Annotated in this window: 25 protein-coding genes and 5 tRNA genes; 19 read left to right on the top strand and 11 right to left on the bottom strand. The window is 51.7% G+C overall.

Features of this window, described 5'->3' with window-relative positions:
* Positions 1 to 18 precede the first annotated feature (18 nt).
* The 11 genes from tolA to pnuC all read left to right on the top strand — a co-directional run bounded on the left by tolA (position 19) and on the right by pnuC (position 6,797).
* Positions 19 to 1,275, top strand: coding sequence for a cell envelope integrity protein TolA (gene tolA, locus OGY72_RS03335; protein ID WP_008784157.1), 1,257 nt, complete (start codon positions 19 to 21; stop codon positions 1,273 to 1,275).
* Between the two features lie 128 nt (positions 1,276 to 1,403).
* Positions 1,404 to 2,696 (top strand): Tol-Pal system beta propeller repeat protein TolB, encoded by a 1,293-nt coding sequence (tolB, locus tag OGY72_RS03340; RefSeq protein WP_003022981.1) that lies wholly within the window; start codon positions 1,404 to 1,406, stop codon positions 2,694 to 2,696.
* A gap of 34 nt (positions 2,697 to 2,730) precedes the next feature.
* A complete protein-coding gene (pal, locus tag OGY72_RS03345) occupies positions 2,731 to 3,249 on the top strand; it encodes a peptidoglycan-associated lipoprotein Pal (RefSeq protein WP_003022983.1) in 519 nt (172 codons plus the stop codon).
* 9 nt (positions 3,250 to 3,258) lie between these two features.
* Positions 3,259 to 4,050, top strand: a complete 792-nt coding sequence (cpoB, locus tag OGY72_RS03350) for a cell division protein CpoB (RefSeq protein WP_003831441.1) — start codon at positions 3,259 to 3,261, stop codon at positions 4,048 to 4,050.
* Between the two features lie 165 nt (positions 4,051 to 4,215).
* Positions 4,216 to 4,291: transfer RNA gene (locus tag OGY72_RS03355), tRNA-Lys, on the top strand.
* A 36-nt stretch (positions 4,292 to 4,327) separates the two neighbouring features.
* Positions 4,328 to 4,403, top strand: a tRNA-Val gene (locus OGY72_RS03360).
* Between the two features lie 3 nt (positions 4,404 to 4,406).
* A tRNA-Lys gene (locus OGY72_RS03365) sits at positions 4,407 to 4,482 on the top strand.
* Positions 4,483 to 4,527: 45 nt separating this feature from the next.
* Positions 4,528 to 4,603 (top strand) — tRNA-Lys (locus tag OGY72_RS03370).
* 47 nt (positions 4,604 to 4,650) lie between these two features.
* Positions 4,651 to 4,726, top strand: a tRNA-Lys gene (locus tag OGY72_RS03375).
* A 281-nt stretch (positions 4,727 to 5,007) separates the two neighbouring features.
* Complete coding sequence (gene nadA / locus OGY72_RS03380) at positions 5,008 to 6,051, top strand: quinolinate synthase NadA (protein ID WP_149281364.1); 1,044 nt, start codon at positions 5,008 to 5,010, stop codon at positions 6,049 to 6,051.
* A gap of 26 nt (positions 6,052 to 6,077) precedes the next feature.
* Positions 6,078 to 6,797, top strand: a complete 720-nt coding sequence (pnuC, locus tag OGY72_RS03385; protein WP_003831446.1) for a nicotinamide riboside transporter PnuC — start codon at positions 6,078 to 6,080, stop codon at positions 6,795 to 6,797.
* Here the strand turns inward: pnuC and zitB are convergent.
* Positions 6,794 to 7,735, bottom strand: coding sequence for a CDF family zinc transporter ZitB (gene zitB / locus OGY72_RS03390; protein WP_063940679.1), 942 nt, complete (start codon positions 7,733 to 7,735; stop codon positions 6,794 to 6,796). The two genes, pnuC and zitB, sit on opposite strands and share 4 nt — an antisense overlap.
* Positions 7,736 to 7,848: 113 nt before the next feature.
* Entirely contained in the window at positions 7,849 to 8,223 is a 375-nt protein-coding gene (locus OGY72_RS03395; protein WP_003022994.1) for a YbgS-like family protein, read from the bottom strand.
* 317 nt (positions 8,224 to 8,540) lie between these two features.
* On the opposite strand from OGY72_RS03395, the gene aroG reads away from it, so the two are divergent.
* Entirely contained in the window at positions 8,541 to 9,593 is a 1,053-nt protein-coding gene (gene aroG / locus OGY72_RS03400) for a 3-deoxy-7-phosphoheptulonate synthase AroG (RefSeq protein ID WP_003831449.1), read from the top strand.
* Positions 9,594 to 9,701: 108 nt separating this feature from the next.
* Here aroG and gpmA read toward each other — a convergent pair whose 3' ends face one another.
* From gpmA to modE, 7 genes are all read right to left on the bottom strand, one after another.
* Positions 9,702 to 10,454 (bottom strand): 2,3-diphosphoglycerate-dependent phosphoglycerate mutase, encoded by a 753-nt coding sequence (gene gpmA, locus OGY72_RS03405; RefSeq protein WP_003022999.1) that lies wholly within the window; start codon positions 10,452 to 10,454, stop codon positions 9,702 to 9,704.
* Between the two features lie 232 nt (positions 10,455 to 10,686).
* On the bottom strand, positions 10,687 to 11,727 hold the full coding sequence (gene galM, locus OGY72_RS03410) for a galactose-1-epimerase (RefSeq protein ID WP_126318791.1): 1,041 nt from the start codon (positions 11,725 to 11,727) through the stop codon (positions 10,687 to 10,689).
* Entirely contained in the window at positions 11,721 to 12,869 is a 1,149-nt protein-coding gene (gene galK / locus OGY72_RS03415; RefSeq protein ID WP_286546806.1) for a galactokinase, read from the bottom strand. The genes galM and galK overlap by 7 nt, the downstream gene beginning before the upstream one ends.
* Before the next feature lie 3 nt (positions 12,870 to 12,872).
* On the bottom strand, positions 12,873 to 13,919 hold the full coding sequence (galT, locus tag OGY72_RS03420) for a galactose-1-phosphate uridylyltransferase (RefSeq protein WP_126956687.1): 1,047 nt from the start codon (positions 13,917 to 13,919) through the stop codon (positions 12,873 to 12,875).
* A gap of 9 nt (positions 13,920 to 13,928) precedes the next feature.
* Positions 13,929 to 14,945, bottom strand: a complete 1,017-nt coding sequence (galE, locus tag OGY72_RS03425; RefSeq protein ID WP_126318785.1) for a UDP-glucose 4-epimerase GalE — start codon at positions 14,943 to 14,945, stop codon at positions 13,929 to 13,931.
* Between the two features lie 217 nt (positions 14,946 to 15,162).
* Positions 15,163 to 16,635 (bottom strand): molybdate ABC transporter ATP-binding protein ModF, encoded by a 1,473-nt coding sequence (gene modF, locus OGY72_RS03430; RefSeq protein WP_286546811.1) that lies wholly within the window; start codon positions 16,633 to 16,635, stop codon positions 15,163 to 15,165.
* A 67-nt stretch (positions 16,636 to 16,702) separates the two neighbouring features.
* Entirely contained in the window at positions 16,703 to 17,491 is a 789-nt protein-coding gene (gene modE / locus OGY72_RS03435; protein WP_003831465.1) for a molybdenum-dependent transcriptional regulator, read from the bottom strand.
* 129 nt (positions 17,492 to 17,620) lie between these two features.
* Here modE and OGY72_RS03440 point away from each other — a divergent pair, with 129 nt between their 5' ends.
* From OGY72_RS03440 to modC, 4 genes are all read left to right on the top strand, one after another.
* Positions 17,621 to 17,770: an AcrZ family multidrug efflux pump-associated protein gene (locus OGY72_RS03440; protein WP_003023026.1), complete on the top strand. Its 150-nt coding sequence runs from the start codon at positions 17,621 to 17,623 to the stop codon at positions 17,768 to 17,770.
* A gap of 199 nt (positions 17,771 to 17,969) precedes the next feature.
* Positions 17,970 to 18,743 carry a molybdate ABC transporter substrate-binding protein gene (gene modA / locus OGY72_RS03445; protein ID WP_003023029.1) on the top strand — a complete coding sequence of 258 codons (774 nt, stop codon included), beginning with the start codon at positions 17,970 to 17,972 and terminating at the stop codon, positions 18,741 to 18,743.
* Entirely contained in the window at positions 18,743 to 19,432 is a 690-nt protein-coding gene (modB, locus tag OGY72_RS03450; RefSeq protein ID WP_008784169.1) for a molybdate ABC transporter permease subunit, read from the top strand. The genes modA and modB overlap by 1 nt, the downstream gene beginning before the upstream one ends.
* A gap of 2 nt (positions 19,433 to 19,434) precedes the next feature.
* A complete protein-coding gene (gene modC / locus OGY72_RS03455; RefSeq protein WP_003831474.1) occupies positions 19,435 to 20,493 on the top strand; it encodes a molybdenum ABC transporter ATP-binding protein ModC in 1,059 nt (352 codons plus the stop codon).
* Here the strand turns inward: modC and OGY72_RS03460 are convergent, their stop codons facing one another.
* Complete coding sequence (locus OGY72_RS03460) at positions 20,494 to 21,312, bottom strand: pyridoxal phosphatase (protein WP_003831476.1); 819 nt, start codon at positions 21,310 to 21,312, stop codon at positions 20,494 to 20,496. It abuts the gene before it with no gap.
* Between the two features lie 165 nt (positions 21,313 to 21,477).
* Here OGY72_RS03460 and pgl point away from each other — a divergent pair, with 165 nt between their 5' ends.
* Entirely contained in the window at positions 21,478 to 22,473 is a 996-nt protein-coding gene (gene pgl / locus OGY72_RS03465; RefSeq protein ID WP_286546815.1) for a 6-phosphogluconolactonase, read from the top strand.
* Between the two features lie 56 nt (positions 22,474 to 22,529).
* Here pgl and OGY72_RS03470 read toward each other — a convergent pair whose 3' ends face one another.
* Positions 22,530 to 23,480: a LysR family transcriptional regulator gene (locus OGY72_RS03470; RefSeq protein WP_284968916.1), complete on the bottom strand. Its 951-nt coding sequence runs from the start codon at positions 23,478 to 23,480 to the stop codon at positions 22,530 to 22,532.
* A gap of 181 nt (positions 23,481 to 23,661) precedes the next feature.
* Between OGY72_RS03470 and OGY72_RS03475 the strand changes: the two genes are divergently transcribed.
* Positions 23,662 to 24,714, top strand: coding sequence for a 4-oxalomesaconate tautomerase (locus OGY72_RS03475; protein WP_063940674.1), 1,053 nt, complete (start codon positions 23,662 to 23,664; stop codon positions 24,712 to 24,714).
* Positions 24,715 to 24,794: 80 nt separating this feature from the next.
* The gene (locus OGY72_RS03480) at positions 24,795 to 26,228 is read left to right on the top strand and encodes an anion permease (protein WP_063940673.1); all 1,434 of its coding nucleotides are present in this window, start codon (positions 24,795 to 24,797) and stop codon (positions 26,226 to 26,228) included.
* The last annotated feature ends 2 nt before the right edge of the window (positions 26,229 to 26,230 follow it).

Here is a 26,230-nt window from a genome sequence, read left to right on the forward strand (position 1 = left end):
GTTTTTTGGGAACCGAGAGTGTCAAAGGCAACCGAACAAAACGACAAGCTCAAAAGGGCGATAATTATTTCAGCGGTGCTGCATGTCATTTTATTTGCAGCGCTGATCTGGAGTTCGTTCGATGAGCACATTGATGCTTCAGCCGGCGGCGGTGGCGGTTCGTCCATCGACGCCGTTATGGTCGATCCTGGCGCCGTTGTGCAACAGTACGACAGGCAGCAGCAACAGCAGGCAAGTGCGAAACGTGCTGAAGAGCAGCGTGAAAAGCAGGCGCAGCAGCAAGCTGAAGAACTTCGCGAGAAGCAGGCAGCTGAGCAAGAGCGACTGAAGCAGCTGGAAAAAGAACGTTTAGCCGCGCAGGAAAAAGTGCGCGAACAGGCGGAACAGCAGAAGCAAGCTGAAGCCGCCGCAGCGAAAGCGCAAGAGCAACAGAAACAGGCTGAAGAGGCTGCGGCGAAGGCTGCTGCAGACGCGAAGGCTAAAGCTGATGCTCAGGCTAAGCAAGCGGCAGATGCCGCGAAGAAAGCCGCTGCGGACGCACAGAAAAAAGCTGAGGCTGAAGCCGCTAAAGCCGCCGCTGATGCGAAGAAAGCTGCAGAAGCACAAGCTGCTAAGGCAGCTGCGGACGCTGCGAAGAAAGCACAGGCTGAAGCCGCTAAGCAAGCTGCAGCCGAGAAAGCTGCTGCTGAGAAAGCAGAAAAAGCCGCTGCCGCGAAAGCTGCCGCTGCTGAAAAAGCGGCGGCTGATAAGAAAGCCGCTGCAGAAAAAGCAGCAGCAGACAAAAAAGCTGCAGCTGAGAAAGCCGCTGCCGATAAGAAAGCTGCGGCAGATAAAGCAGCTGCTGCTAAAAAGGCTGCGGCCGAAAAAGCCGCTGCAGCCTCTGGCGTTGACGACTTGTTGGGCGACCTGAGCTCCGGTAAGAATGCACCGAAATCGGGCGGTGGAGCGAAAGGAAACGGCCAACCGGCGAAAGATAGTGGTACAAGTGGTGCCAATGGCGGTGCATCTGGCGCTGATATCAGTGCTTACGCATCTCAAATTCGTAATGCGATCCAGAGCCGTCTGTATGGTGCAGATTTGTATGCAGGTAAATCTTGCGTATTACATATCAAGTTAGCACCCGATGGTCTGTTACTGGATGTGACCGAAGAGGGCGGGGATCCGGCATTGTGTCAGGCTGCGCTGACGGCTGCGAAAACCGCCAGAATTCCTAAACCGCCTAGCCAGGCAGTTTATGAAAAAGTAAAAGATGCCAAACTGGACTTCAAACTGTAATAACGACCCCTGAGAAATCAGGGGAAACGGTCTAAGGTTGAGACAGAGTTCTGGTAGTTTTGTGTATTTGAGTTTGTTAACATTCTGCTAAATTATCGTGGGCTTTCCGTCCAGATAAGGGAGATATGATGAAGCAGGCATTACGAGTAGCATTTGGTTTTCTGATGCTGTGGGCAGCGGTGCTGCACGCAGAAGTACGTATCGAGATCACCCAGGGGGTGGACTCGGCGCGCCCGATTGGTGTTGTCCCCTTCCAGTGGGCAGGACCGGGTGCTGCACCTGAAGATATCGGTGGTATCGTAGGTGCTGACCTGCGTAACAGCGGTAAATTTAACCCGTTAGACCGTTCTCGTCTGCCTCAGCAGCCCGGTACCGCGCAGGAAGTTCAACCTGCCGCTTGGTCTGCGCTGGGCATTGATGCCGTAGTCGTCGGCCAGGTTACGCCGAACCCGGATGGTTCTTACAGCGTTGCCTATCAGCTGGTTGACACCGGTGGCGCACCGGGTACCGTACTGGCACAGAACACCTATAAAGTGAACAAGCAGTGGCTGCGTTACGCGGGCCATACTGCAAGTGACGAAGTGTTTGAAAAACTGACCGGCATTAAAGGTGCATTCCGTACCCGTATCGCTTATGTTGTTCAGACCAACGGTGGTCAGTTCCCGTACGAATTACGTGTGTCCGACTACGATGGTTACAACCAGTTCGTGGTACACCGTTCTCCGCAGCCGCTGATGTCTCCGGCGTGGTCACCGGACGGTTCAAAACTGGCGTACGTTACCTTCGAAAGCGGTCGTTCTGCGCTGGTTATTCAGACACTGTCTAACGGCGCGGTTCGTCAGGTAGCCTCGTTCCCACGTCACAACGGTGCGCCTGCGTTTTCTCCGGATGGCAGCAAACTGGCGTTTGCCCTGTCTAAAACCGGTAGCCTGAACCTGTATGTCATGGACATTGGTTCCGGTCAGATCCGTCAGGTGACGGATGGTCGTAGCAACAACACGGAACCTACCTGGTTCCCGGACAGCCAAAACCTGGCCTTTACGTCTGACCAGGCCGGTCGTCCGCAGGTTTATAAAGTTAACGTCAACGGCGGTGCTCCGCAGCGCATTACCTGGGAAGGTTCGCAAAACCAGGATGCGGATGTGAGCAGCGACGGTAAATTTATGGTAATGGTAAGCTCGGCCAACGGTCAGCAGCACATTGCCAAACAAGATCTGGTAGCGGGTGGCGTACAAGTTCTGTCGTCAACGTTCCTGGACGAAACGCCAAGTCTGGCACCTAACGGCACTATGGTAATCTACAGCTCTTCTCAGGGGATGGGATCCGTGCTGAATTTGGTTTCTACAGATGGGCGTTTCAAAGCGCGTCTTCCGGCAACTGATGGACAGGTTAAATTCCCTGCCTGGTCGCCGTATCTGTGATAATAAATAATTGATTAATAAAGGAATCATTGAAATGCAACTGAACAAAGTGCTGAAAGGGCTGATGATTGCTCTGCCTGTTATGGCTATTGCAGCGTGTTCTTCTAACAAGAACGCCAGCAATGACGGCAGCGAAGGCATGCTGGGTGCCGGCACTGGTATGGATGCAAACGGCAGCGGCAACATGTCTTCTGAAGAGCAAGCGCGTCTTCAGATGCAACAGCTGCAGCAGAACAACATCGTTTACTTCGATCTGGACAAGTACGATATCCGTTCTGACTTCGCTGCAATGCTGGATGCTCACGCTAACTTCCTGCGTAGCAACCCGTCTTACAAAGTCACCGTAGAAGGTCATGCGGACGAACGTGGTACTCCTGAGTACAACATCTCCCTGGGTGAGCGTCGTGCGAACGCCGTTAAGATGTACCTGCAGGGTAAAGGCGTTTCTGCTGACCAGATCTCCATCGTTTCTTACGGTAAAGAAAAACCTGCAGTACTGGGTCATGACGAAGCGGCTTACGCCAAAAACCGTCGCGCCGTACTGGTTTACTAAGAGAATTGCATGAGCAGTAACTTCAGACATCATCTGTTGAGTCTGTCGTTACTGGTTGGCATAGCGGCCCCCTGGGCCGCTTTTGCACAGGCGCCAATCAGTAGTGTCGGCTCTGGCTCGGTCGAAGACCGTGTCACTCAACTCGAGCGTATTTCTAACGCTCACAGTCAGCTTTTAACCCAACTCCAGCAACAACTCTCCGATAATCAGTCCGATATTGATTCCCTGCGCGGTCAAATTCAGGAAAATCAGTATCAGCTGAATCAGGTTGTTGAGCGTCAGAAGCAGATATTGCTGCAGATGAATAATCTGGGCAGCGGTAGTGCACCTGCGGCGCAATCTGCGGGCGGCGATCAGAGTGGGGCAGCAGCAACCCCTGCGCCTGATGCGGGCGCGGCGGCAGCGTCAGGCGCTCCGGTACAAACTGGCGATGCGAATACCGATTACAATGCGGCCATTGCTCTGGTGCAGGATAAATCCCGCCAGGATGACGCGATTGAAGCATTTCAGAACTTCATCAAAAAGTACCCAGACTCGACTTACCTGCCAAATGCGAATTACTGGCTGGGTCAGTTGAATTACAACAAGGGGAAAAAAGATGATGCAGCGTTCTATTTTGCTTCAGTAGTCAAAAACTTCCCGAAATCACCAAAGGCTGCAGACGCGATGTATAAAGTCGGCGTCATCATGCAGGACAAAGGTGATAAAGAGAAAGCTAAAGCCGTTTATCAGCAGGTTATCACTAAATACCCTGGCACTGATGGCGCGAAACAAGCGCAAAAACGCCTTGGCGCGATGTAATGAACACCATGCGACCAGAAATCGTGTTAATTCTGGTCGCGTCGTGTGATTCCTAAGCAGTTGAGTTATTTACCTCGAAATTTTTGTTGCGCTAAAATCTGAAATCAGTAATATATGCCGCCGTTGCCAAGGGATATCAAACAGCCCGAAAGCGGCAAAAAAAGTGGGTCGTTAGCTCAGTTGGTAGAGCAGTTGACTTTTAATCAATTGGTCGCAGGTTCGAATCCTGCACGACCCACCACTAACTCAGTTAGTAAGTAGTATCCAGCGTAGTATCGGGTGATTAGCTCAGCTGGGAGAGCACCTCCCTTACAAGGAGGGGGTCGGCGGTTCGATCCCGTCATCACCCACCACTCGGGGCGTTAGCTCAGTTGGTAGAGCAGTTGACTTTTAATCAATTGGTCGCAGGTTCGAATCCTGCACGCCCCACCACTATTTTGGTGGTTCCGAGTAAAAAATTTCAGGCGACACCCAAATGGGGCGTTAGCTCAGTTGGTAGAGCAGTTGACTTTTAATCAATTGGTCGCAGGTTCGAATCCTGCACGCCCCACCAATATTGTGGTGGGTTCCTGAAAAGAGTAAAGAAGTAAACCCCATAAGGGGGCGTTAGCTCAGTTGGTAGAGCAGTTGACTTTTAATCAATTGGTCGCAGGTTCGAATCCTGCACGCCCCACCAGTGTAAAAAGGCGCCCTAAAGGCGCCTTTTTGCTATCTGCGATTTATAAGGTTCGAACCTGCTTGCCTGATGCGCTTCGCTTATCAGTCCTACAGACGACACTATTCACGTAGGCCGGATAAGACGTCAGTCGCCTTCCGGCATTCATCACACGCAATTATTGTGACTTTCTTACGCCAATCCGCTATCTTGTTTAGCATATAAAACAAATCTAACCGAATACGGCGTGCGTCACGCTTTTAATCGGTTATTTCGTTAAGCCAGTAAAACGAGAAAGCAAGATGAGCGTGATGTTTGATCCAGAAGCAGCAATTTATCCGTTTCCGCCGAAGCCAGCCCCGCTGAGTGTGGATGAAAAGCAATTTTATCGTGAAAAAATCAAGCGCCTGCTGAAAGAGCGTGATGCCGTTATGGTCGCGCACTATTACACCGATCCCGAAATTCAGCAGTTGGCCGAAGAGACCGGTGGTTGTATTTCTGATTCTCTGGAGATGGCGCGTTTCGGCTCAAAGCATTCTGCCTCTACGCTGTTGGTTGCAGGCGTGAGGTTTATGGGGGAAACCGCCAAAATCCTCAGCCCGGAAAAGACCATCCTGATGCCGACCCTACAGGCGGAATGCTCATTAGATCTGGGCTGTCCGATTGATGCGTTCAGCGCGTTTTGCGATGCGCATCCGGATCGTACCGTGGTGGTTTACGCCAATACCTCAGCCGCCGTTAAAGCACGTGCGGACTGGGTCGTCACATCCAGTATCGCGGTAGAACTTATTGAGCATCTTGATAGTTTAGGTGAAAAAATCATCTGGGCTCCGGACAGACATCTGGGCAACTACGTACAAAAACAGACCGGTGCAGACGTTCTTTGTTGGCAGGGGGCCTGTATCGTCCACGACGAATTTAAAACTCAGGCTTTAACACGCATGAAGGGGCTTTACCCTGATGCTGCGGTGTTGGTGCACCCGGAGTCCCCCCAGTCTATCGTTGATATGGCCGATGCGGTTGGCTCAACCAGCCAGTTAATCAACGCAGCTAAATCGTTACCGCATCAACAGCTGATTGTGGCGACTGACCGGGGCATTTTTTACAAAATGCAGCAGGCTGTTCCGGATAAAGAGTTACTCGAAGCGCCGACGGCTGGTGAGGGGGCAACCTGTCGCAGCTGTGCGCATTGTCCGTGGATGGCGATGAACGGCCTCAAGGCGATTGCTGAGGGCCTGGAACAAGGCGGAGCGGCTCATGAGATACATGTTGATGCTGGGCTGCGAGAAGGGGCGTTGTTGCCGTTAAACCGCATGTTGGAATTTGCGGCTACACTTCGAGCTTAATTAATATTTTTGCTCTGGGGGAAAAGATGGACTTTTTTAGCACGCAGAACATTCTGGTACATATTCCGATTGGCGCTGGCGGTTACGATCTGTCTTGGATCGAAGCTGTGGGGACGATCGCCGGGTTGCTGTGTATTGGCCTGGCGAGCCTTGAGAAAATCAGCAATTACTTCTTCGGCCTGATAAACGTCACGCTGTTTGCGATTATCTTCTTTCAGATCCAGCTCTATGCAAGCCTGTTGCTGCAAGTTTTCTTTTTTGCCGCCAACATCTACGGCTGGTATGCCTGGTCCAGGCAAACCAACCAGCATGAAGCGGAACTGAAAATTCGCTGGCTGCCGTTACCAAAAGCGATCGGCTGGCTGGCGGCTTGCGTGGTGGCGATCGGCCTGATGTCGGTCTATATCGATCCGGTCTTTGCGTTCCTGACCCGCATTGCGGTGAACATTATGCAGGCATTGGGATTACAGGTTGTTGTGCCTGAGTTGCAACCCGATGCATTCCCATTCTGGGACTCCTGCATGATGGTGTTGTCGATTGCGGCGATGATCCTGATGACGCGTAAGTACGTTGAAAACTGGCTGCTGTGGGTGATCATTAACGTAATAAGCGTAGTGATTTTCGCCCTGCAAGGCGTATATGCCATGTCGCTGGAGTATGTGATCCTGACTGTTATCGCCCTGAACGGTAGCAGGATGTGGATTAACAGCGCGCGTGAGCGGGGGTCCCACGCGCTGTCCCATTAATGGTGATGGTGTGAATGGCCGGATACCCCCTGATACAGGTGGCAGTCCGGCCCATTACACGGCTGATACTCCATCTGGATCGTGGCGTGTTCAATCTGGTAGTGATGGATAAGAAAGTGCTGAATACGCTCCAGCAGCGCGTCGTGATCGTGCGGCGGAACCACCTGCACATGCAGCGTCATTACCGGTTTTTCACCCACCATCCAGACATGGACATGGTGTACATTGCGGACTTCAGGGATATCCCGGCTGAGATGGCGCTGCAGTGCGGCGATATCCAGCGTCAGCGGGGCGCCTTCCAGTAATTCATTAACGCTATCCTTTAACAGTCGCCAGGCGCTACGCAGTACCAGCACGGAAACCAGAATCGAGAGAATCGGGTCCGCAGGCGTCCAGCCCGTCCAGATAATAATCAGCGCAGCGATGATCGCCCCGACCGAGCCGAGTAAATCGCCCATCACATGCAGTGCCGCGGCGCGGACGTTCAGGTTTTTCTCCTCACTGCCGCGGTGTAGAACCCAAAAAGCCAGCACGTTGGCCAGTAAACCCGCGACAGCTATAACCATCATCATGCCGCCAGCCACGGGGCGGGGCGTATGGAAACGCTCAATGGCTTCCCAGACGATTAAAATGGTGATCACGACCAATGCGATGGCATTAACAAACGCGGCCAGTGTCGTGAGCCTCAGCCAGCCGAAGGTGTGTCGTATTGTGGGCGGGCGCTGGGAAAACCGGACGGCCAGCAGCGCAAAAAGGAGCGCTGCGGCATCAGTGAGCATATGCCCGGCATCGGCCAACAAGGCCAGTGAACCTGAAAGTAATCCACCCACCACTTCAACCAACATAAATCCGGCTGTAATGCAGAATGCAAACATCAAGCGGCGGGCATTATTGTCCTTGGGTTGCTCAGAAGAAGTATGAGTATGCGAGTGCGCCATTATGCCATCCCTTTGTTATTCTCATCTTTACTGTATGCCATCATACCGTTTTTGGGATGATAAAATTAAAAAGGAGAGCTATTGCTCTCCCATTATTAGCTTTATTTTCAGCGTTACTGCGTAGTGCCATCAGTTTTTGTCTCAGCATCATTGTTAATGCCGTTTCCGGTCTCAACCTTCTTATTCACATCAGGGCAGCGACCATCCTTACACATGGTGTTTTTGTGCATCTCGTCTTTGGTCATCCCTTCATGGTTCATTGATGAACCGTTCGGGTGCAGCATTGTGCCACCCGAATTCACGTTACTGTTGTCGACATTATTTGGTGCCACGTTTTCGCGTGCGTCTGGGGCGACCTGACCGGCATCCGCCGAGGAATTTGCCTGGCCGTTATTGGACTGCGTATTGGTTTCAGCAGCCAGCGCCGCGCCGCTGGCGAGGCTGAGTGTAGCGGTAAGAAAGAGTGAAGCCAGCTTTGTCATATGCATAATATGCTCCTGTTATGGTCGATATGTCGGATAACGTCTTCCAACAGTGCATGTGCCAGTTACATCATCAATATGTGGTTAATAGTTTTGCCAGAGAAATTAAACCCAGTATAGAATCTTGAAATTTATGAAAATTAAAGCTGTTACAGTTATAAATTGTAGGTTGGATCTGGTTTTTCGCTACTTTATTGCGTTTTTTGGGCCAATTCCAGGATTAATCCGTCCAAAGTGTAAAACCCCGTTTACACTTTATGACTGAAGATATAGATTGGAGGGATTGCATTCATTTATATAAGTATGGCAACGCTGGAATAATCATGAATTATCAGAACGACGATTTACGCATTAAAGAGATCAACGAGTTATTACCGCCAGTCGCATTGTTGGAAAAATTCCCCGCTACCGAAAATGCCGCAAACACGGTGGCTCATGCCCGTAAGGCGATTCATAAAATCCTGAAAGGGAGTGACGATCGCCTGCTGGTAGTAATTGGGCCTTGCTCTATTCATGATCCGGCAGCCGCCAAAGAGTATGCCGCTCGCCTGCTGGCGCTGCGTGAAGAGTTAAAAGGCGAGCTTGAAATCGTTATGCGCGTCTATTTTGAAAAACCGCGAACTACCGTCGGCTGGAAAGGGCTTATCAACGATCCGCACATGGACAACAGCTTCCAGATCAACGATGGGTTGCGCATTGCGCGTAAACTGCTGCTTGATATCAATGACAGCGGATTGCCTGCTGCGGGTGAATTCCTCGATATGATTACGCCGCAATACCTCGCCGACCTGATGAGCTGGGGCGCGATTGGGGCACGTACCACAGAATCTCAAGTGCACCGCGAATTGGCGTCTGGTCTGTCCTGCCCGGTTGGCTTTAAAAACGGTACTGATGGCACGATAAAAGTAGCGATTGATGCGATTAACGCCGCGGGAGCGCCGCACTGCTTCCTGTCTGTGACCAAATGGGGCCATTCGGCGATCGTGAATACCAGTGGTAATGGCGATTGCCATATTATTCTGCGCGGCGGCAAAGAGCCGAACTACAGCGCTCAGCACGTTGCCGACGTGAAAGAAGGTCTGATCAAAGCAGGGCTTTCAGCGCAGGTGATGATCGACTTTAGCCATGCCAACTCCAGCAAGCAGTTCAAAAAGCAGATGGATGTCGCGAAAGATGTTTGCGGACAAGTTGCTGGGGGCGAAAAAGCAATTATTGGCGTGATGATCGAAAGCCATCTGGTAGAAGGTAATCAGAACCCGGATAGCGGTGAGCCGCTGACCTACGGTAAAAGTATCACTGACGCCTGCATTGGTTGGGAAGATACCGATGCGGTGTTGCGCCAGCTGGCGGATGCTGTAAAAGCGCGCCGCGGTTAAAAAATTCATCCGGGCTACGCTCGGTAGGCCGGATAAGGCAACGCAGTCATCCGGCAATAAAAAAGCGTGGAGCATTCCACGCTTTTTTCGTTTGACCCGGGATGAAAATTACTTCGCTTTACCCTGGTTCGCAACGGCTGCCGCTTTTGCTGCGATCTCGTCAGCGTTACCCAGATAGTAGTGTTTGATTGGTTTGAAGTTTTCGTCGAACTCATATACCAGCGGTACGCCGGTCGGGATGTTCAGTTCAAGGATCTCATCTTCGCCCATGTTATCCAGGTATTTAACCAGCGCACGCAGAGAGTTACCGTGAGCGGCGATAATTACGCGCTCACCACTTTTCATACGCGGCAGAATGGTTTCGTTCCAGTAGGGGATAACGCGATCGATGGTCAGCGCCAGGCTTTCGGTAACCGGTAACTCTTTGTCGGTCAACTTCGCATAACGCGGATCGTGACCTGGATAACGCTCGTCATCTTTGGTCAGCTCCGGTGGTGTTACCGCAAAGCCGCGACGCCATTGCTTAACCTGCTCGTCACCGTATTTTTCAGCGGTTTCAGCTTTGTTCAGACCCTGCAGCGCGCCGTAATGACGTTCGTTCAGTTTCCAGGATTTTTCAACCGGCAGCCAGGCCTGATCCAGTTCGTCCAGTACGTTCCACAGGGTGTGGATGGCACGTTTCAGCACAGAGGTATAAGCAAAATCGAAGCTGTAGCCTTCTTCTTTCAGCAGTTTACCTGCCGCTTTTGCTTCGCCCACGCCTTTCTCTGACAGATCAACGTCATACCAACCGGTAAAACGGTTTTCGTTGTTCCACTGACTTTCACCGTGACGTACCAGAACCAGCTTAGTTACAGCCATACACTCACTCCTATAAATCATATTGAATGATAATAATTCTCATTATATTGCCGTAAAGCGTCAGCGGCAATGCTTACGCATAACCATAGCGAAAATAGCGCCACAGTGTAAGGTTCTTGTGAATTCAAGGTTGCGATTTTGTCTTTGAGTGGTGGGGATTTGAGCGGTTATACTGTGATAAACAAATAACAGGCCCGCTACGTTACGTCATCGGGCCTGTGAGGGGAAAGGATCAGACTGGAATAAACTGATATTCCGTCACGCTGGCATATTCTTCGCCCGGACGCAGGAAGCAGTCCGGCTGCTGCCACTCAGGATGATTTGGGCTGTCCGGGAGAAACTCACTTTCCAGCGCCAGACCTTGCCAGTCTTCGTAGGCGTCTGGTCCGCGAGATGGCGTACCGCCGAGGAAGTTGCCGGAGTAAAACTGCAATGCCGGGGCGGAGGTGTATACCACCATCTGCAGTTTTTCATCCTGGGACCACAGTCGAGCGACCGGCGTACGCGCATTGCCCTGTGCCTGAAGCAGGAAGGCGTGATCGTAACCTTTTACCTTGCGCTGATCGTCATCGGCAAGAAATTCACTGCTGATGATTTTAGGCGTGCGGAAATCGAAACTGCTACCAGCGACGGATTTCAGCCCGTCATGCGGGATGCCCATTTCATCAACCGGCAAGTACTCGTCTGCCATAATTTGCAGCTTATGCTGGCGCACATCTGTTTTGTCACCATCGAGGTTAAAATAAACGTGATTCGTCAGATTCACCGGACAGGGCTTATCGACCGTGGCGCGGTAGGTTATCGAAATACGATTATCGTCAGTCAGGCGATACTGCGCGGTGGCGCATAGATGGCCAGGGAAACCCTGGTCGCCATCGTCAGATGTTAAGGCGAACAGCACCTGACGGTCATTCTGATTGACTATCTGCCAGCGACGTTTGTCGAAACCGTCTGGCCCGCCATGCAGCTGGTTTTCACCCTGACTTGGTATTAATTCAACGGTTTCGCCGGCAAAGGTATAGCGGCTGTTGGCGATACGGTTGGCGTAGCGACCAATCGAAGCCCCCAGAAATGCAGCCTGCTCCGGGTATTGTTCCGGACTGGCGCACCCGAGCAATGCTTCGCGCACGCTGCCATCGCTAAGCGGAATACGTGCAGAGAGCAGTGTCGCGCCCCAGTCCATGAGTGTGACGACCATCCCTGCGTCATTGCGCAGGGTGAGCAGGCGAAACGGCTGACCGTCCGGAGCCTGCACCGGGATTTCGTTTAACATTGTCCTGCTCCTTGTGAAGGTTTGCAGACGTAGAATGTTTCTTTGATACCGGTTTTCGCTTCGTATTGTTCCGCGACGGCCTGCTGTACGGCAGGAACCAAATCTTGCGGGATCAGCGCCACGATGCAGCCGCCGAAGCCGCCACCGGTCATACGGACACCGCCTTTATCGCCAATGGTCGCTTTGACAATCTCTACCAGCGTATCAATTTGCGGCACGGTAATTTCAAAGTCATCGCGCATGGAGGCGTGAGATTCCTCCATCAATTGGCCCATACGCAGCAGGTCGCCTTTTTCCAGCGCCTGCGCGGCTTCAACGGTACGCGCATTTTCCGTGATCACGTGGCGAACGCGTTTGGCGACAATCGGATCCAGCTCGTGGGCGACGGCGTTAAACGCTTCAAGGCTGACATCACGCAGCGCTGGCTGTTGGAAGAAGTGCGCGCCGGTTTCACACTGTTCGCGACGGGTGTTGTATTCGCTACCGACCAATGTGCGTTTAAAGTTACTGTTGATGATCACCACCGCGACGCCCTCAGGCATGGAAACGGCTTTGGTGCCCAGCGTTCGGCAGTCGATCAGTAGCGCATGATCTTTCTTACCAAGTGCCGAGATCAACTGATCCATAATGCCGCAGTTACAGCCGACAAACTGGTTTTCAGCTTCCTGACCATTCAGGGCAATTTGCGCGCCGTCGAGCGGCAGATGATAGAGCTGCTGGAATACCGTACCAACAGCGACTTCCAGCGAGGCAGAAGAACTTAAGCCCGCACCCTGCGGGACATTACCGCTGATCACCAGATCAGCACCGCCAAAGGCGTTATTGCGCTTTTGCAGATGTTTCACTACGCCACGCACGTAGTTTGACCACTGCTGGCTGTCATGAGCGATAATCGGCGCATCAAGCGAGAACTCATCAACCTGATTCTCGTAATCAGCGGCGATCACACGGACTTTTTGATCGTCGCGTGCCGCACAGCTGATAACGGTTTGATAGTCGATAGCGCAGGGTAGAACGAAGCCGTCGTTATAATCGGTATGTTCACCGATCAGGTTCACACGACCCGGTGCCTGAATAGTATGGGTGGCAGGGTAGCCAAATGTTTCAGCAAACAGAGATTGTGTTTTTTCTTTCAGACTCATTATTTAAACTCCGGATTCGCGAAAATGGATGTCGCTGACCGCACGCAGTCGTTCAGCTGCTTGTTCGGCCGTCAGGTCGCGCTGGGTTTCTGCCAGCATTTCGTATCCGACCATAAATTTACGCACGGTCGCGGAACGCAGCAGCGGCGGATAAAAGTGTGCATGCAACTGCCAGTGATGGTTTTCTTCACCGTTGAACGGTGCGCCGTGCCAGCCCATGGAATAGGGGAATGAGCACTGGAACAGGTTGTCATAACGACTGGTCAGTTTTTTCAACGCCAGCGCCAGGTCAGCACGCTGTTCGTCGGTCAAATCGGTAATACGCAGCACATGCGCTTTCGGCAGCAGCAGCGTTTCGAACGGCCACGCGGCCCAGTAAGGTACAACCGCCAGCCAGTGCTCGGTTTCAACGACCGTACGGCTGCCATCCGCCAGTTCTCGCTGGACGTAATCAACGAGCATCGGCGCGCCTTGTTCGGCGAAGTACGCTTTCTGCAGGCGATCTTCACGTTCGGCTTCGTTAGGCAAAAAGCTGTTGGCCCAAATTTGTCCGTGTGGGTGCGGGTTCGAGCACCCCATCGCTGCGCCTTTATTCTCAAATACCTGCACCCAAGGGTAGGTTTTCCCTAAGTCTTCGGTCTGTTCCTGCCACGTTTTTACGATTTCTGTCAGTGCAGGGACGCTGAGTTCCGGCAACGTTTTGCTGTGATCGGGTGAGAAGCAAATCACACGGCTGGTACCGCGTGCGCTCTGGCAGCGCATCAACGGATCGTGACTGTCCGGTGCGTCCGGGGTATCGGACATCAGCGCCGCAAAGTCATTGGTAAAGACATAGGTCCCGGTGTAATCCGGGTTTTTATCGCCGGTAACTCGCGTATTGCCAGCGCACAGGAAGCAGTCCGGGTCATGTGCAGGCAGTACCTGCTTAGACGGAGTTTCCTGCGCCCCTTGCCACGGGCGTTTGGCGCGATGCGGTGAGACGAGGATCCACTGCCCGGTGAGCGGGTTAAAACGGCGATGTGGATGATCGACAGGATTGAATTGCGTCATGATTGGTCCTTAATCCGAATATCCCTGCGGGTGGCGTGACTGCCAGTGCCAGGTATCTTGTGCCATTTCATCCAGTGTGCGGGTCACGCGCCAGTTGAGCTCGCGATCGGCTTTGCTGGCATCAGCCCAGTAGGCCGGAAGATCGCCATCACGGCGCGGGGCGAAATGGTAATTCACCGGTTTACCGCAAGCTTTGCTGAAGGCGTTGACCACGTCCAGCACGCTGCTGCCGATGCCTGCACCGAGGTTGTAAATATGTACGCCCTGAATGCCTGCCAGTTTTTCCATGGCGGCAACGTGGCCGTCGGCGAGATCCATCACGTGGATATAGTCGCGTACACCGGTGCCATCTTCAGTAGGGTAGTCATTGCCAAATATGGCAAGAGACTCGCGGCGGCCAACGGCAACCTGCGCGATGTAAGGCATCAGGTTGTTTGGAATACCTTGCGGATCTTCCCCCATATCTCCCGATGGATGAGCGCCAACCGGGTTAAAGTAGCGCAGCAGGGCAATGCTCCAGTCGGGCTGGGCTTTTTGCAGATCGGTCAGGATCTGTTCCACCATCAGCTTGCTTTTGCCGTACGGACTCTGCGGCGTGCCGGTGGGGAAGCTTTCAACGTAAGGAATTTGCGGCTGATCGCCATAGACGGTCGCGGAGGAGCTGAAAATGAAGTTTTTCACGTTAGCAGCGCGCATTGCATTCACCAGACGCAGAGTGCCGTTGACGTTGTTGTCATAGTACTCCAGCGGCTTGGCAACGGATTCTCCAACGGCTTTTAAACCGGCAAAATGGATGACCGTATCAATGGCATGATCGTGCAGAATTTCGGTTATCAGCGCTTCGTTACGGATGTCTCCTTCCACGAAGGTCGGATGCTTGCCGCCTAAACGCTCAATGACGGGCAGTACGCTGCGCTTGCTGTTGCAGAGATTGTCCAGGATCACCACTTCGTGACCGTTTTTCAGCAACTGCACGCAAGTGTGGCTTCCAATGTAACCGCTACCACCTGTAACCAATACTCTCATAATTCGCTCCGTTAAGCCTATGGTATGCAATAACCATAGCATAACAAAGATGCGAAAAGTGTGACACGGAATAAATTAGTGGAATCGTTTACACTCCAGTGTTTTCACTCGATGCTGCCAGTTACTTTATTATAAATCATTATGTTAGGTTGTTATTTCAGCGCTTGTCTGAAAAAAAAGCAGAAAAAAGGGCGTGATAAACGCCCTGACATGAAAATTAACGCAGAGAGGTTTGTCGATAGGCGTAGATATCACCCTCGGGTACAAACTCTAGCCGATGGGTAATGCAGCCCGGGGCATCTTCGGCGTGATGAGAGACAAACAAAAGCTGAGTTTCACCTTCACCGATCAGGACATCCACAAACCGACGGATCAGTTGACGGTTGAGCGGATCTAATCCTTGCAACGGTTCATCAAGGATCAGCAACGTAGGATGTTTCACCAGTGCACGAACAATCAATGCCAGCCGCTGCTGCCCCCAGGAAAGACTATGAAATGGCGCATCCGCGGTACGTTTATCGATGCCCAGAATATCCAGCCACTGTTGTACCAGCTTGTGCTGCCTGTCGGAGACGGCCTGATAAATGCCGATTGAATCGAAATAACCGGAGAGAATAACGTTGCGAACTGTCGTACTTACCCGGTAATCCAGATGCAGGCTGCTGCTGACATAGCCAATGTGTTTTTTGATATCCCAGATAGTTTCACCGCTGCCCCGGCGGCGGCCAAACAGGGTCAGGTCGTTGCTATATCCCTGGGGATGATCGCCGGTGATTAAACTGAGCAGGGTTGATTTCCCCGCACCGTTGGGGCCGATGATTTGCCAGTGTTCCCCCGGATTTACCCGCCAACTCAGATGATGCAGGATAGGGCGATCGTTATACGAGACGGTGCCGTCGTTAAGCACAATGCGCGGCTCGTTATCTGACAACGTGTGGCGCACCGAAGGCTCATCCGGTTCGGGTAACTGGATGCCTTCCAGCCGTTCGCTATGGGCAAGCTGAGCGATTAATGCCTGTTGCAGAAGGTCTGTTTTTGCGCCGGTTTCCGTCAGCGTGCAATCGGCAAGCACGCCGGCAAACTGCACGAACTCGGGAATTTCATCAAAGCGGTTTAGCACCAGCACCAGCGTTAAACCGGCCTGGTGCAATTCAGCGAGCAAATCTGCTAACTGGCGGCGGGACGCGACGTCCAGCCCGTCAAAGGGTTCATCAAGGATCAGCAAATCTGGCGTGGACATTAATGCCTGGCAGAGCAGAGTTTTGCGGGTTTCACCGGTGGAAAGGTATTTGAAACGCCTGTTGAGCAGGGCAGAAATGCCAAACTGCTGCGCCAGCGTAGCGCAGCGGGCGGGGTTGTGAACCTCATCCTGAATGATTTCTGCGGTGGTGCGCCCGGTGTCGTCTTCACCGGGACTAAGAAGATCGGTGTTGTTTCGCTGCCACTCGTCGCTGACCAGCTTTTGGAGCTGCTCAAAGGAGAGTCGGGTAATACGTGTGAACTGGCAGCGGCGTTCGCCTTTCAGGAGCGGCAACTCGCCCGCCAGCGCGCGGGCCAGCGCAGATTTCCCACTGCCGTTAGAGCCAACAAACGCCCAGCTATCACCCGCGTTTAACGTCAACGCATCTAACTGGAGCGTTTTTGTGTCGCAAAGACGAAACGTGCCTTGCGAAATTTGCAATGATGACATTTTGTATCCCATTATTTGCAGCGATGAATAACAGGGATACGTGTTCTTCAGGCTGATGTCAATTAACTCAGCACAGTGTGGCGATAATCACTCTGTCCGCATTAAAATATGCTGTGACGTTAGCGCCTTCCGTTAATGTGTGGGTCTGCTCTATCGGCAACGTCGCGCACAGCGTCTGGCCGTCTGGCAAGGTCATCAACACTTCACACTGCTCAGCTCCGCGTTCGATATGGCTAATTGTACCCTGCAACTGGTTATCGGCGGCCTGGGCAATGGCGTCGTCCTGAGTGATTCCCACCCACGGCGCTTTCAACAGAATCAGGACTTCTTTGCCTTCTTCAAGCCCGAGACGCTCGCCGCTTTGCGCAGTGATTGCCACTTTCAGGCGCGTTTCGCCATCCGCCAGCAGGACGTCGACATGCTGTTGGACCTGATCGTGGTCGCGGGCGGTAATGGTGCCAAACCACTGGTTACGGGCGCTGGTTTGCAGCGAAAAGCGAGAGATCGCCGCCAGCAGGCTATTGAGTGGCAGGGCATCGTCATCGCTCAAAACATCGAAGGCTTTCTGTTGGATTTGCGCTAATAAATCATACAGCTGGATTAAGCGTTGGCCATAGCGCGTTAACACCGCGCCGCCGCCGCCTTTGCCGCCAGTGGCGCGCTCAACCAGCGTTTGCTCACTGAGCTGGTTCATTTCGTTAATCGCATCCCAGGCGCTTTTATAACTGATACCTGCATCCTTTGCGCCCTGACTGATGGAGCCGGAAAGCGCAATGTGTTTAAGCAGAGAAATGCGACGGGGATCGGCAAACAGTTTTTGCTGAAGTTTCAGCGTAAGAAGGATTTCGGCCTGCATCACAAGCTCCTGGCAAAAGGGGTATTGTGACGGAAAACCGCGCGCGCGCAAAGCCAACCGCACAAAAGGGGAGTGCTTTTCTGTGTTATGTGGTTAGAATACAACTAAGGACTATATCTGGAGTTGACCATGTTAGAGTTATTGAAAAGTCTGGTATTCGCCGTAATCATGGTACCTGTGGTAATGGCCATCATTCTGGGTCTGATTTACGGACTGGGTGAAGTGTTTAACATTTTCTCCGGTATCGGTCAGAAAGACCAGTCCAGACAGAATCATTGATTCCCCAAACGCCCGCTCAGTCGGGCGTTTATATTTTTTGCCTTTCTACTCGTTTTCTCTGGCTTCAGTTTCTCAAGATCCTGCTTTCCCTGCCGATATTTTCTTTGTGTAACCTCTAATTGGTAGCAATAACCTCTGGGAAAATCCTGATTTACTCGCTATATTTGCGCCTACATAACGAAACGCAAAGGAGTTACAGATGGCACGTACATGGTTACGCTTGTTTGCAGGGGCAACACTTTCTCTTACTGTTGCCGGACATGCGCTGGCGGATGAAGGAAAGATTACTGTTTTCGCAGCGGCTTCGCTGACCAACGCGATGCAGGACATTGCAACGCAATATAAAAAAGAGAAGAACGTTGATGTTGTCTCCTCTTTTGCTTCTTCTTCCACACTGGCGCGTCAGATTGAAGCAGGCGCACCGGCCGATCTGTTTATTTCTGCCGATCAGAAATGGATGGACTACGCGGTAGACAAGAAGTCGATTGATACCGCAACGCGTGAAACGCTGTTGGGTAACAGCCTGGTGGTGGTGGCGCCGAAAGCCAGCGCGCAGAAAGATTTCACTATCGACAGCAAAACCAACTGGACCAGTCTGTTGAACGGCGGACGCCTGGCTGTTGGCGATCCGGAACATGTTCCGGCGGGCATTTATGCCAAAGAAGCGCTGCAAAAACTGGGTGCATGGGATACCCTGGCCCCGAAACTGGCTCCTGCTGAAGACGTGCGCGGTGCGCTGGCGCTGGTAGAGCGTAACGAAGCGCCGCTGGGGATCGTCTATGGTTCCGATGCTGTCGCCAGCAAGGGCGTAAAAGTTGTTGCGACTTTCCCGGAAGATTCGCACAAAAAAGTGGAATACCCTATCGCGATTGTTGATGGGCACAAAAACGCAACGGTTAGCGCGTTCTATGATTACCTGAAAGGACCGCAGGCTGCTGAAATCTTTAAACGTTATGGATTTACGACCAAGTAATGATACTGACCGATCCTGAATGGCAGGCCGTCATACTGAGCCTGAAAGTTTCTTCCCTGGCCGTCTTGTTTAGCCTGCCGTTTGGGATCTTCTTTGCCTGGCTGCTTGTGCGATGCAAGTTCCCGGGCAAAGCGCTGCTCGACAGCGTTCTGCATTTGCCGCTGGTACTGCCGCCGGTCGTGGTGGGCTATCTGCTGTTGGTCGCCATGGGGCGGCGCGGATTCATTGGTGAATGGCTGTACGACTGGTTTGGCATTACCTTTGCTTTTAGCTGGCGCGGTGCGGTACTGGCTGCGGCGGTGATGTCTTTTCCTCTGATGGTACGGGCAATTCGTCTGGCGCTGGAAGGTGTTGACGTCAAGCTGGAGCAGGCGGCCCGCACGCTGGGAGCCGGACGCTGGCGCGTATTCATGACCATTACGCTACCGTTGATGCTGCCCGGCATTATTGTCGGTACGGTGCTGGCGTTCGCGCGTTCCCTCGGGGAATTCGGCGCAACTATTACTTTTGTTTCCAATATTCCTGGCGAAACCCGCACCATTCCTTCGGCGATGTATACCCTGATCCAAACTCCCGGCGGCGAAAGCGCGGCGGCGAGGTTATGTATTATTTCTATTGTGTTAGCGCTGATTTCACTGCTGATTTCTGAATGGCTGGCGCGTATTAGCCGTGAGCGGACGGGGCGATAATTATGCTGGAACTCAATTTCTCCCAGACGCTGGGGACGCATTGCCTGACGCTCAACGAAACGCTGCCAGCCAGTGGTATTACCGCTATTTTCGGCGTTTCCGGTGCGGGCAAAACCTCACTGATTAACGCCATCAGCGGTCTGACGCAGCCGCAGTCCGGACGCATCGTGCTCAACGGTCGCGTCTTAAACGACGTTGAGAACGGTATCTGCTTAACGCCGGAAAAACGCCGGGTGGGCTATGTTTTCCAGGATGCGCGCCTGTTCCCGCACTATAAAGTGCGCGGCAACCTGCGTTACGGAATGGCGAAAAGCATGGCCGGACAGTTTGATAAGCTGGTGGCGCTGTTGGGTATTGAACCGCTGCTTGACCGTTTGCCAGGCGGTCTTTCTGGCGGTGAAAAGCAGCGTGTCGCCATCGGTCGGGCGCTGCTGACCGCGCCTGAGTTATTGTTGCTTGATGAGCCGTTAGCCTCGCTGGATATACCGCGTAAACGCGAACTGCTGCCTTACCTGCAACGCCTTGCACGTGAAATCAATATTCCGATGCTGTATGTCAGCCACTCGCTTGATGAGATTTTGCACCTGGCAGACAAAGTGATGGTGCTGGAGAACGGGCAGGTCAAAGCGTTTGGTTCGCTGGAAGATGTCTGGGGTAGCAGTGTGATGCACCCCTGGCTGCCTAAGGAACAGCAAAGCAGTATTCTGAAAGTCAGCGTGCTGGAACATCATCCGCACTATGCGATGACCGCGCTGGCGCTTGGCGATCAGCATCTGTGGGTCAATAAGCTGGAGCAACCGCTGCAAACCGCGCTGCGTATTCGTATTCAGGCATCTGATGTTTCACTGGTGCTCCAACCCCCCCAGCAGACCAGTATTCGTAACGTGCTGCGGGCAAAAGTCGCACAATGTTATGACGATAACGGTCAGGTGGAAGTTCAGCTTGAGGTGGGCGGTAAGACGCTGTGGGCAAGGATTAGCCCGTGGGCCAGGGATGAACTGGGTATCAAACCTGGCCTGTGGCTGTACGCGCAAATTAAGAGCGTATCGATTACCGCCTGATTACAGCAGGTGGGAGTAGATAAATTTCGCGATGCTGTCGGTGGTGTTGTCACCAATCACGATGTTGGCGCGGGCTTTGACCGCGTCATCCGCATTGCCCATCGCCACGCCGGTACCTGCGGCTTCCAGCATACTGATATCGTTAAAGTTATCACCAAAGGCAATCACGTTTTCCATTGATCCACCCTGCGCTTCAATCCACTGGGTCAAGCGTCGTCCTTTGCTGTTACCTTTACGGGCAATGTCGACCTGATCGTGCCAGGACCATTCACACTCCAGCCCCAGCTGTTGCTCAACGTACTGGCCAAACTGCTGCAGTTTCGGAATATCTTCGTCGGTCAGGGCAAATTTCCAGACGGCGTTGACGTCATGTGCGGCCTGCGCCAGCGAAGGTACCTGAGTGAAGGTCGGGCGCTGTTCCGGCGGCAGAGTTTGTGCCCAGTTAGCGGTACGCACCACATGCCCGGTTGGGCGCTCATACAGCATGGCCTCATCCACATACATCAGCCCGTGGATCTGATGTTCATCCAGCATTTCGATCAGCTGTAATGCCTGATCTACTGGAAGGGGATCGGATTCCAGTACCTTTTTTGCCTGATAATCATACAAGTAGGTACCGTTACAGCAAATTGCAGGTGTATCCAGCGCCAGTGCCTGATAAAAAGGATGAATAGCAACGTGATGACGACCTGTGACAATGATAAGTTGGTAGCCTGCTTCTCTGGCGCGCGAGAGCGCTTCGAGAGAGGATGGCAGCAAGGTTTTTTTCGGGGTCAGCAGGGTACCGTCTAAATCCAGGGCAATCACGCGTGCGGTCATAGTTTTTTCCAGATTAAGGTTGAGAATTTTGTCTGCTGGAATGGTACACCGAGACGGGAGCCGGACAAAATTCTGAGCCTTAATTAAGCATTCACCGTTAAAAGCGTCTACCTTAGGCGTGTGTCAGGCAATTGCAGCCACCTGCCAAAAAGCAAAGGAGTATTCATGAAGCAAACCGTTTATACCGCCAGCCCTGAAAGTCAGCAAATCCACGTCTGGAGCCTGAATCACGATGGTTCTCTGACGCTGACGCAGGTGGTTGATGTACCGGGTCAGGTACAGCCGATGGTCGTCAGCCCGGATAAGCGTTACCTCTATGTTGGCGTGCGCCCGGAGTTTCGCGTGTTGGCTTATCGTATTGCGCCTGATGACGGTGCGCTGACCTTTGCAGCAGAGTCTGCGCTGCCGGGGAGCCCGACGCATATTTCTACCGACCATCAGGGACGTTTCGTGTTCGTTGGCTCTTATAACGCGGGTAGCGTGAGCGTCACGCGTCTGGAAGATGGCCTGCCGGTGGAACTGGTTGACGTGGTTGAAGGTCTGGATGGCTGCCACTCAGCCAACATCTCTCCGGATAACCGGACCCTGTGGGTTCCGGCGTTGAAACAGGATCGTATCTGCCTGTTTGACGTAAGCGATGATGGCCATCTGGTCGCGCAGGGACCGGCTGAAGTAACTACCGTTGAAGGCGCGGGCCCACGTCATATGGCGTTCCATCCGAATAAGCAATATGCCTACTGCGTGAATGAGCTGAACAGCTCTGTTGATGTCTGGGAGCTGAAAGATCCGTACGGTAAGATTGAGTGTGTGCAGACGCTGGATATGATGCCTGCTGATTTCGCTGATACCCGTTGGGCAGCAGATATTCACATTACACCGGACGGGCGTCATCTGTATGCCTGTGATCGCACCGCCAGCCTGATTACGGTCTTTAGCGTGTCTGAAGATGGCAGCGTGCTGACCAAAGAAGGTTTCCAGCCTACCGAAACTCAGCCGCGCGGTTTTAATATCGATAACAGAGGTAAATACCTGATTGCAGCCGGACAAAAATCGCACCATATCGCGGTGTACGAGATTGCTGGCGAACAAGGGTTGCTGATGGAGAAAGGTCGTTACGCGGTAGGACAAGGCCCGATGTGGGTGGTGGTTAACGCGTACTAAAACGCCAGGCGTTACAAGCGATCCGCAATCTTGTGAAGATTGCGGATTTTTTTTGCTTATTTAGCAAACGACATGTTTTCCTGACACTTAGCCACAGATGTCCAAAGGCTATCTGTATCATCTGCCCATAAATTAAGCAGAAGAGAGAAAAAGCGTTCAGCGGGAGGTGAGAGGATAGCGTCTTTACGCCGAATAACTCCCAGCGTGCGTCTAATCACAGGCTCAACCAGTGGGATCCCTATCAGCGTTGGATGCGGCGTTTGCGGCATTGCTAACCCTGGTAATGCGGAAACACCCAGTCCAGCTTCAACCAGACCCAGCGAAGTGGACAGATGACGAACTTCGTAAAACCAGTTCAATTTCCACGGTTTATCGGCCAAATGTTGTTCAATCAATAATCGGTTACCGCTTGAGGAACGAACGCCTATCAGTTTGTAATTCAGCAATTCTTGCCACTCAACCAACTGCTTATTAGCGAGCGGATGATCGCGTCGACAAGCCAGAACAAACGGTTCATTAACCAGTGGAGTGAACTCGATAGAGGAATTTGTGATGTTGTTCATGTTTATTCCAAAATCAGCCTCATTGCAAAGTACGGATTCCATACAATTATTCGTCCCTTGTTCAATAATTCGCACTTTGATATTGGGATACCGCTCATTAAATTTTCCTATTGCCAACGGTAAGAAATAGAAAACTGCGGTAGGAATACAGGACAGTGTCACTATGCCATGATGATGAACATTCACATCGCTAATATTAAAAATAGTTTCATCTAATGCCCTAATTAATTCTTTGGCTTCAGGTAAAAGCATTTTCCCCGCTTTTGTTAATGTCACTTTGCGAGTTGTTCTTTCAAAGAGTTGAGTGTGTAAATACTCTTCCATCTTTTTAATCCTGCGAGTTAATGCAGGTTGCGTAATATTAAGTAACTTGGCGGCATTGTTAAAAGAATCGGACTCTGCCAGTGTGACAAACGCCTTCATGCTCGATAACTCGTGTTTCATTTTGACTCCGGACTCAATCGGGGAAGACCCTGTCTAAGATGAAAGTGTTCAGTGTATCTGCAATTCATCACTTTTAATTAATAAAAATAAATCACTAATCACGAAAATGAAGTCATTAGTCACCCTAATCATGACATGCAACCATGTACATAGTGGAAATAATATTGAAGAGAGCATTGTCATGAAAAAAATACCTTGCGTTATGATGCGCGGAGGAACGTCCAGAGGCGCGTTTTTATTAGCTCAAGACCTGCCAGAAGAAGAAAAATTGCGTGATGAAATATTGATTGGAATTATGGGTTCTGGCAATGCGTTGGAAATAGATGGCATTGGCGGTGGCAATCCGTTAACCAGTAAAGTCGCGATTATTAGTCTTTCAAACGACCCCAACGCTGATATCGATTATTTATTTGCTCAGGTACTGGTACATGAGCAACGGGTCGATACCACACCCAACTGTGGCAATATGCTTTCCGCCGTTGGTGCGTTTGCTATTGAAAAGGGGTTGATTGCTGCTTCTACGCCGACCACCCGCGTACGCATTCGCAATGTGAACACCAACACGTTTATCGAAGCTGATATACAGACGCCGCATGGTGTTGTTGAGTATGAAGGAACGGCAAGAATTGACGGCGTCCCGGGAACATCGGCCCCTATTGCGTTGACGTTTCTTAATGCCGCAGGTTCTAAAACCGGGCATATTTTTCCGACGGGCCAACACATCGATTATATCAACTCAGTTCCGGTGACCTGTATGGATATGGCGACACCTGTCGTAATTATTCCTGCCGAATACCTTGGGAAAACGGGCTATGAATCAGCGGAAGAACTGGATGCAGACAACGAATTATTGTCGCGCATTGAGTCTATTCGTTTACAGGCCGGTGAAGCTATGGGGCTGGGTGATGTCAGCAATAAGGTTCTCCCAAAACCGATTCTCATCTCTGCACCTCAACACGACGGCGAAATTAATGTTCGTTATTTTATGCCGCACTCTTGCCATAAAGCGCTGGCGATTACTGGGGCGATAGCTATCGCCAGCAGCTGTGTCATTAACGGTACTGTTTCGCGTCAGGTAACGGCGGGTGCGCATTACGGGAATATCACTATCGAACATCCTGGAGGCACTCTTGATATTCATTTAACCAATAAAGGGGATGAACCTGAAACTATCAGAGCTTCGGTTATTCGTACCGCCAGAAAAATATTCGCTGGTGATGTTTTCCTTCCCTGACAGCATTGGCCTCATTTCTCTGCGATCGCAGAAAAACGAAAAATACTGTATTGCCTGTACAGATTATTCAGGATTAATAAATGAACGTTAAATCATTATGGAAGCTAATTTTAATATTAGCGATCCCCTGTATTATTGGTTTGATTCCTGCCCCTGCGGGATTAAGTGAACTAGCGTGGGTGCTGTTTGGTATTTATCTTGCGGCCATTGTCGGACTGGTGATTAAACCGTTTCCTGAACCGGTGGTGTTATTGATTGCCGTTGCCGCCTCTATGGTGGTTGTCGGAAATTTAGGCCATGGCGTACTGAAGACCAGCAGCGTACTGAGCGGTTATGCTTCCGGTACGACATGGCTGGTTTTCTCCGCGTTTACGTTAAGTGCTGCTTTTGTGACGACGGGGCTGGGTAAGCGCATTGCTTATATTCTGATCGGCAAAATTGGTAACACCACGCTTGGCCTTGGCTATGTGACCGTATTCCTTGATCTGGTATTAGCTCCGGCAACACCGTCAAATACCGCGCGAGCGGGAGGAATCGTATTACCCATCATCAATAGTGTGGCGGTGGCGCTGGGTTCTGAACCGGATAAGAGCCCGCGCCGTGTCGGTCACTACCTGATGATGTCGGTCTATATGGTCACTAAAACAACCAGCTATATGTTTTTTACCGCGATGGCGGGAAACATTCTGGCGTTGAAGATGATCAACGATATCTGTCACTTGCAGTTGAGTTGGGGCGGATGGGCGCTTGCTGCAGGTCTGCCAGGACTGGTCATGCTGTTGGCGACGCCGCTCGTTATCTATTTTATGTATCCACCTGAAATTAAAAAGGTTGATAACAAAACCATCGCTAAAGCCGGGCTTCAGGATTTAGGACCAATGAAAGGGCGCGAAAAAATGCTGCTGGGCATTTTCGTTCTCGCATTATTGGGATGGATCTTCAGTAAAAGCCTCGGTGTTGATGAATCAACGGTGGCGATTGTCGTCATGGGTACGATGCTTTTATTTGGCGTAGTCACCTGGGATGATGTGGTTAAAAATAAGGGCGGCTGGAATACATTAATCTGGTACGGCGGTATTATCGGTTTAAGTTCGTTATTATCGAAAGTGAAATTCTTCGACTGGTTAGCCGAACTGTTCAAAAACAATCTCGACTTTGGTAATCACGGCAACGTGGCGTTCTTCGTTATTTTGTTCCTGAGCATTATTGTTCGATATTTCTTTGCCTCAGGCAGCGCATATATTGTGGCAATGATGCCGGTATTTGCCATGCTGGCGAATGTCTCCGGCGCACCACTGATGTTAACCGCGCTGGCATTACTCTTCTCTAACTCCTATGGCGGAATGGTCACCCATTATGGCGGTGCCGCGGGTCCGGTTATTTTTGGCGTTGGCTATAACGATATTAAATCGTGGTGGCTGGTGGGGGGCATGTTGACCTTACTGACCTTTATTGTCCATATCACTCTCGGCGTGTGGTGGTGGAGCATGTTGATTGACTGGAACATGCTGTAAAT

Origin of the sequence: Citrobacter sp. Cpo221, assembly GCF_030332345.1 — a bacterium.
In the GTDB taxonomy this organism is placed as follows: Bacteria; Pseudomonadota; Gammaproteobacteria; order Enterobacterales; family Enterobacteriaceae; genus Citrobacter; species Citrobacter portucalensis.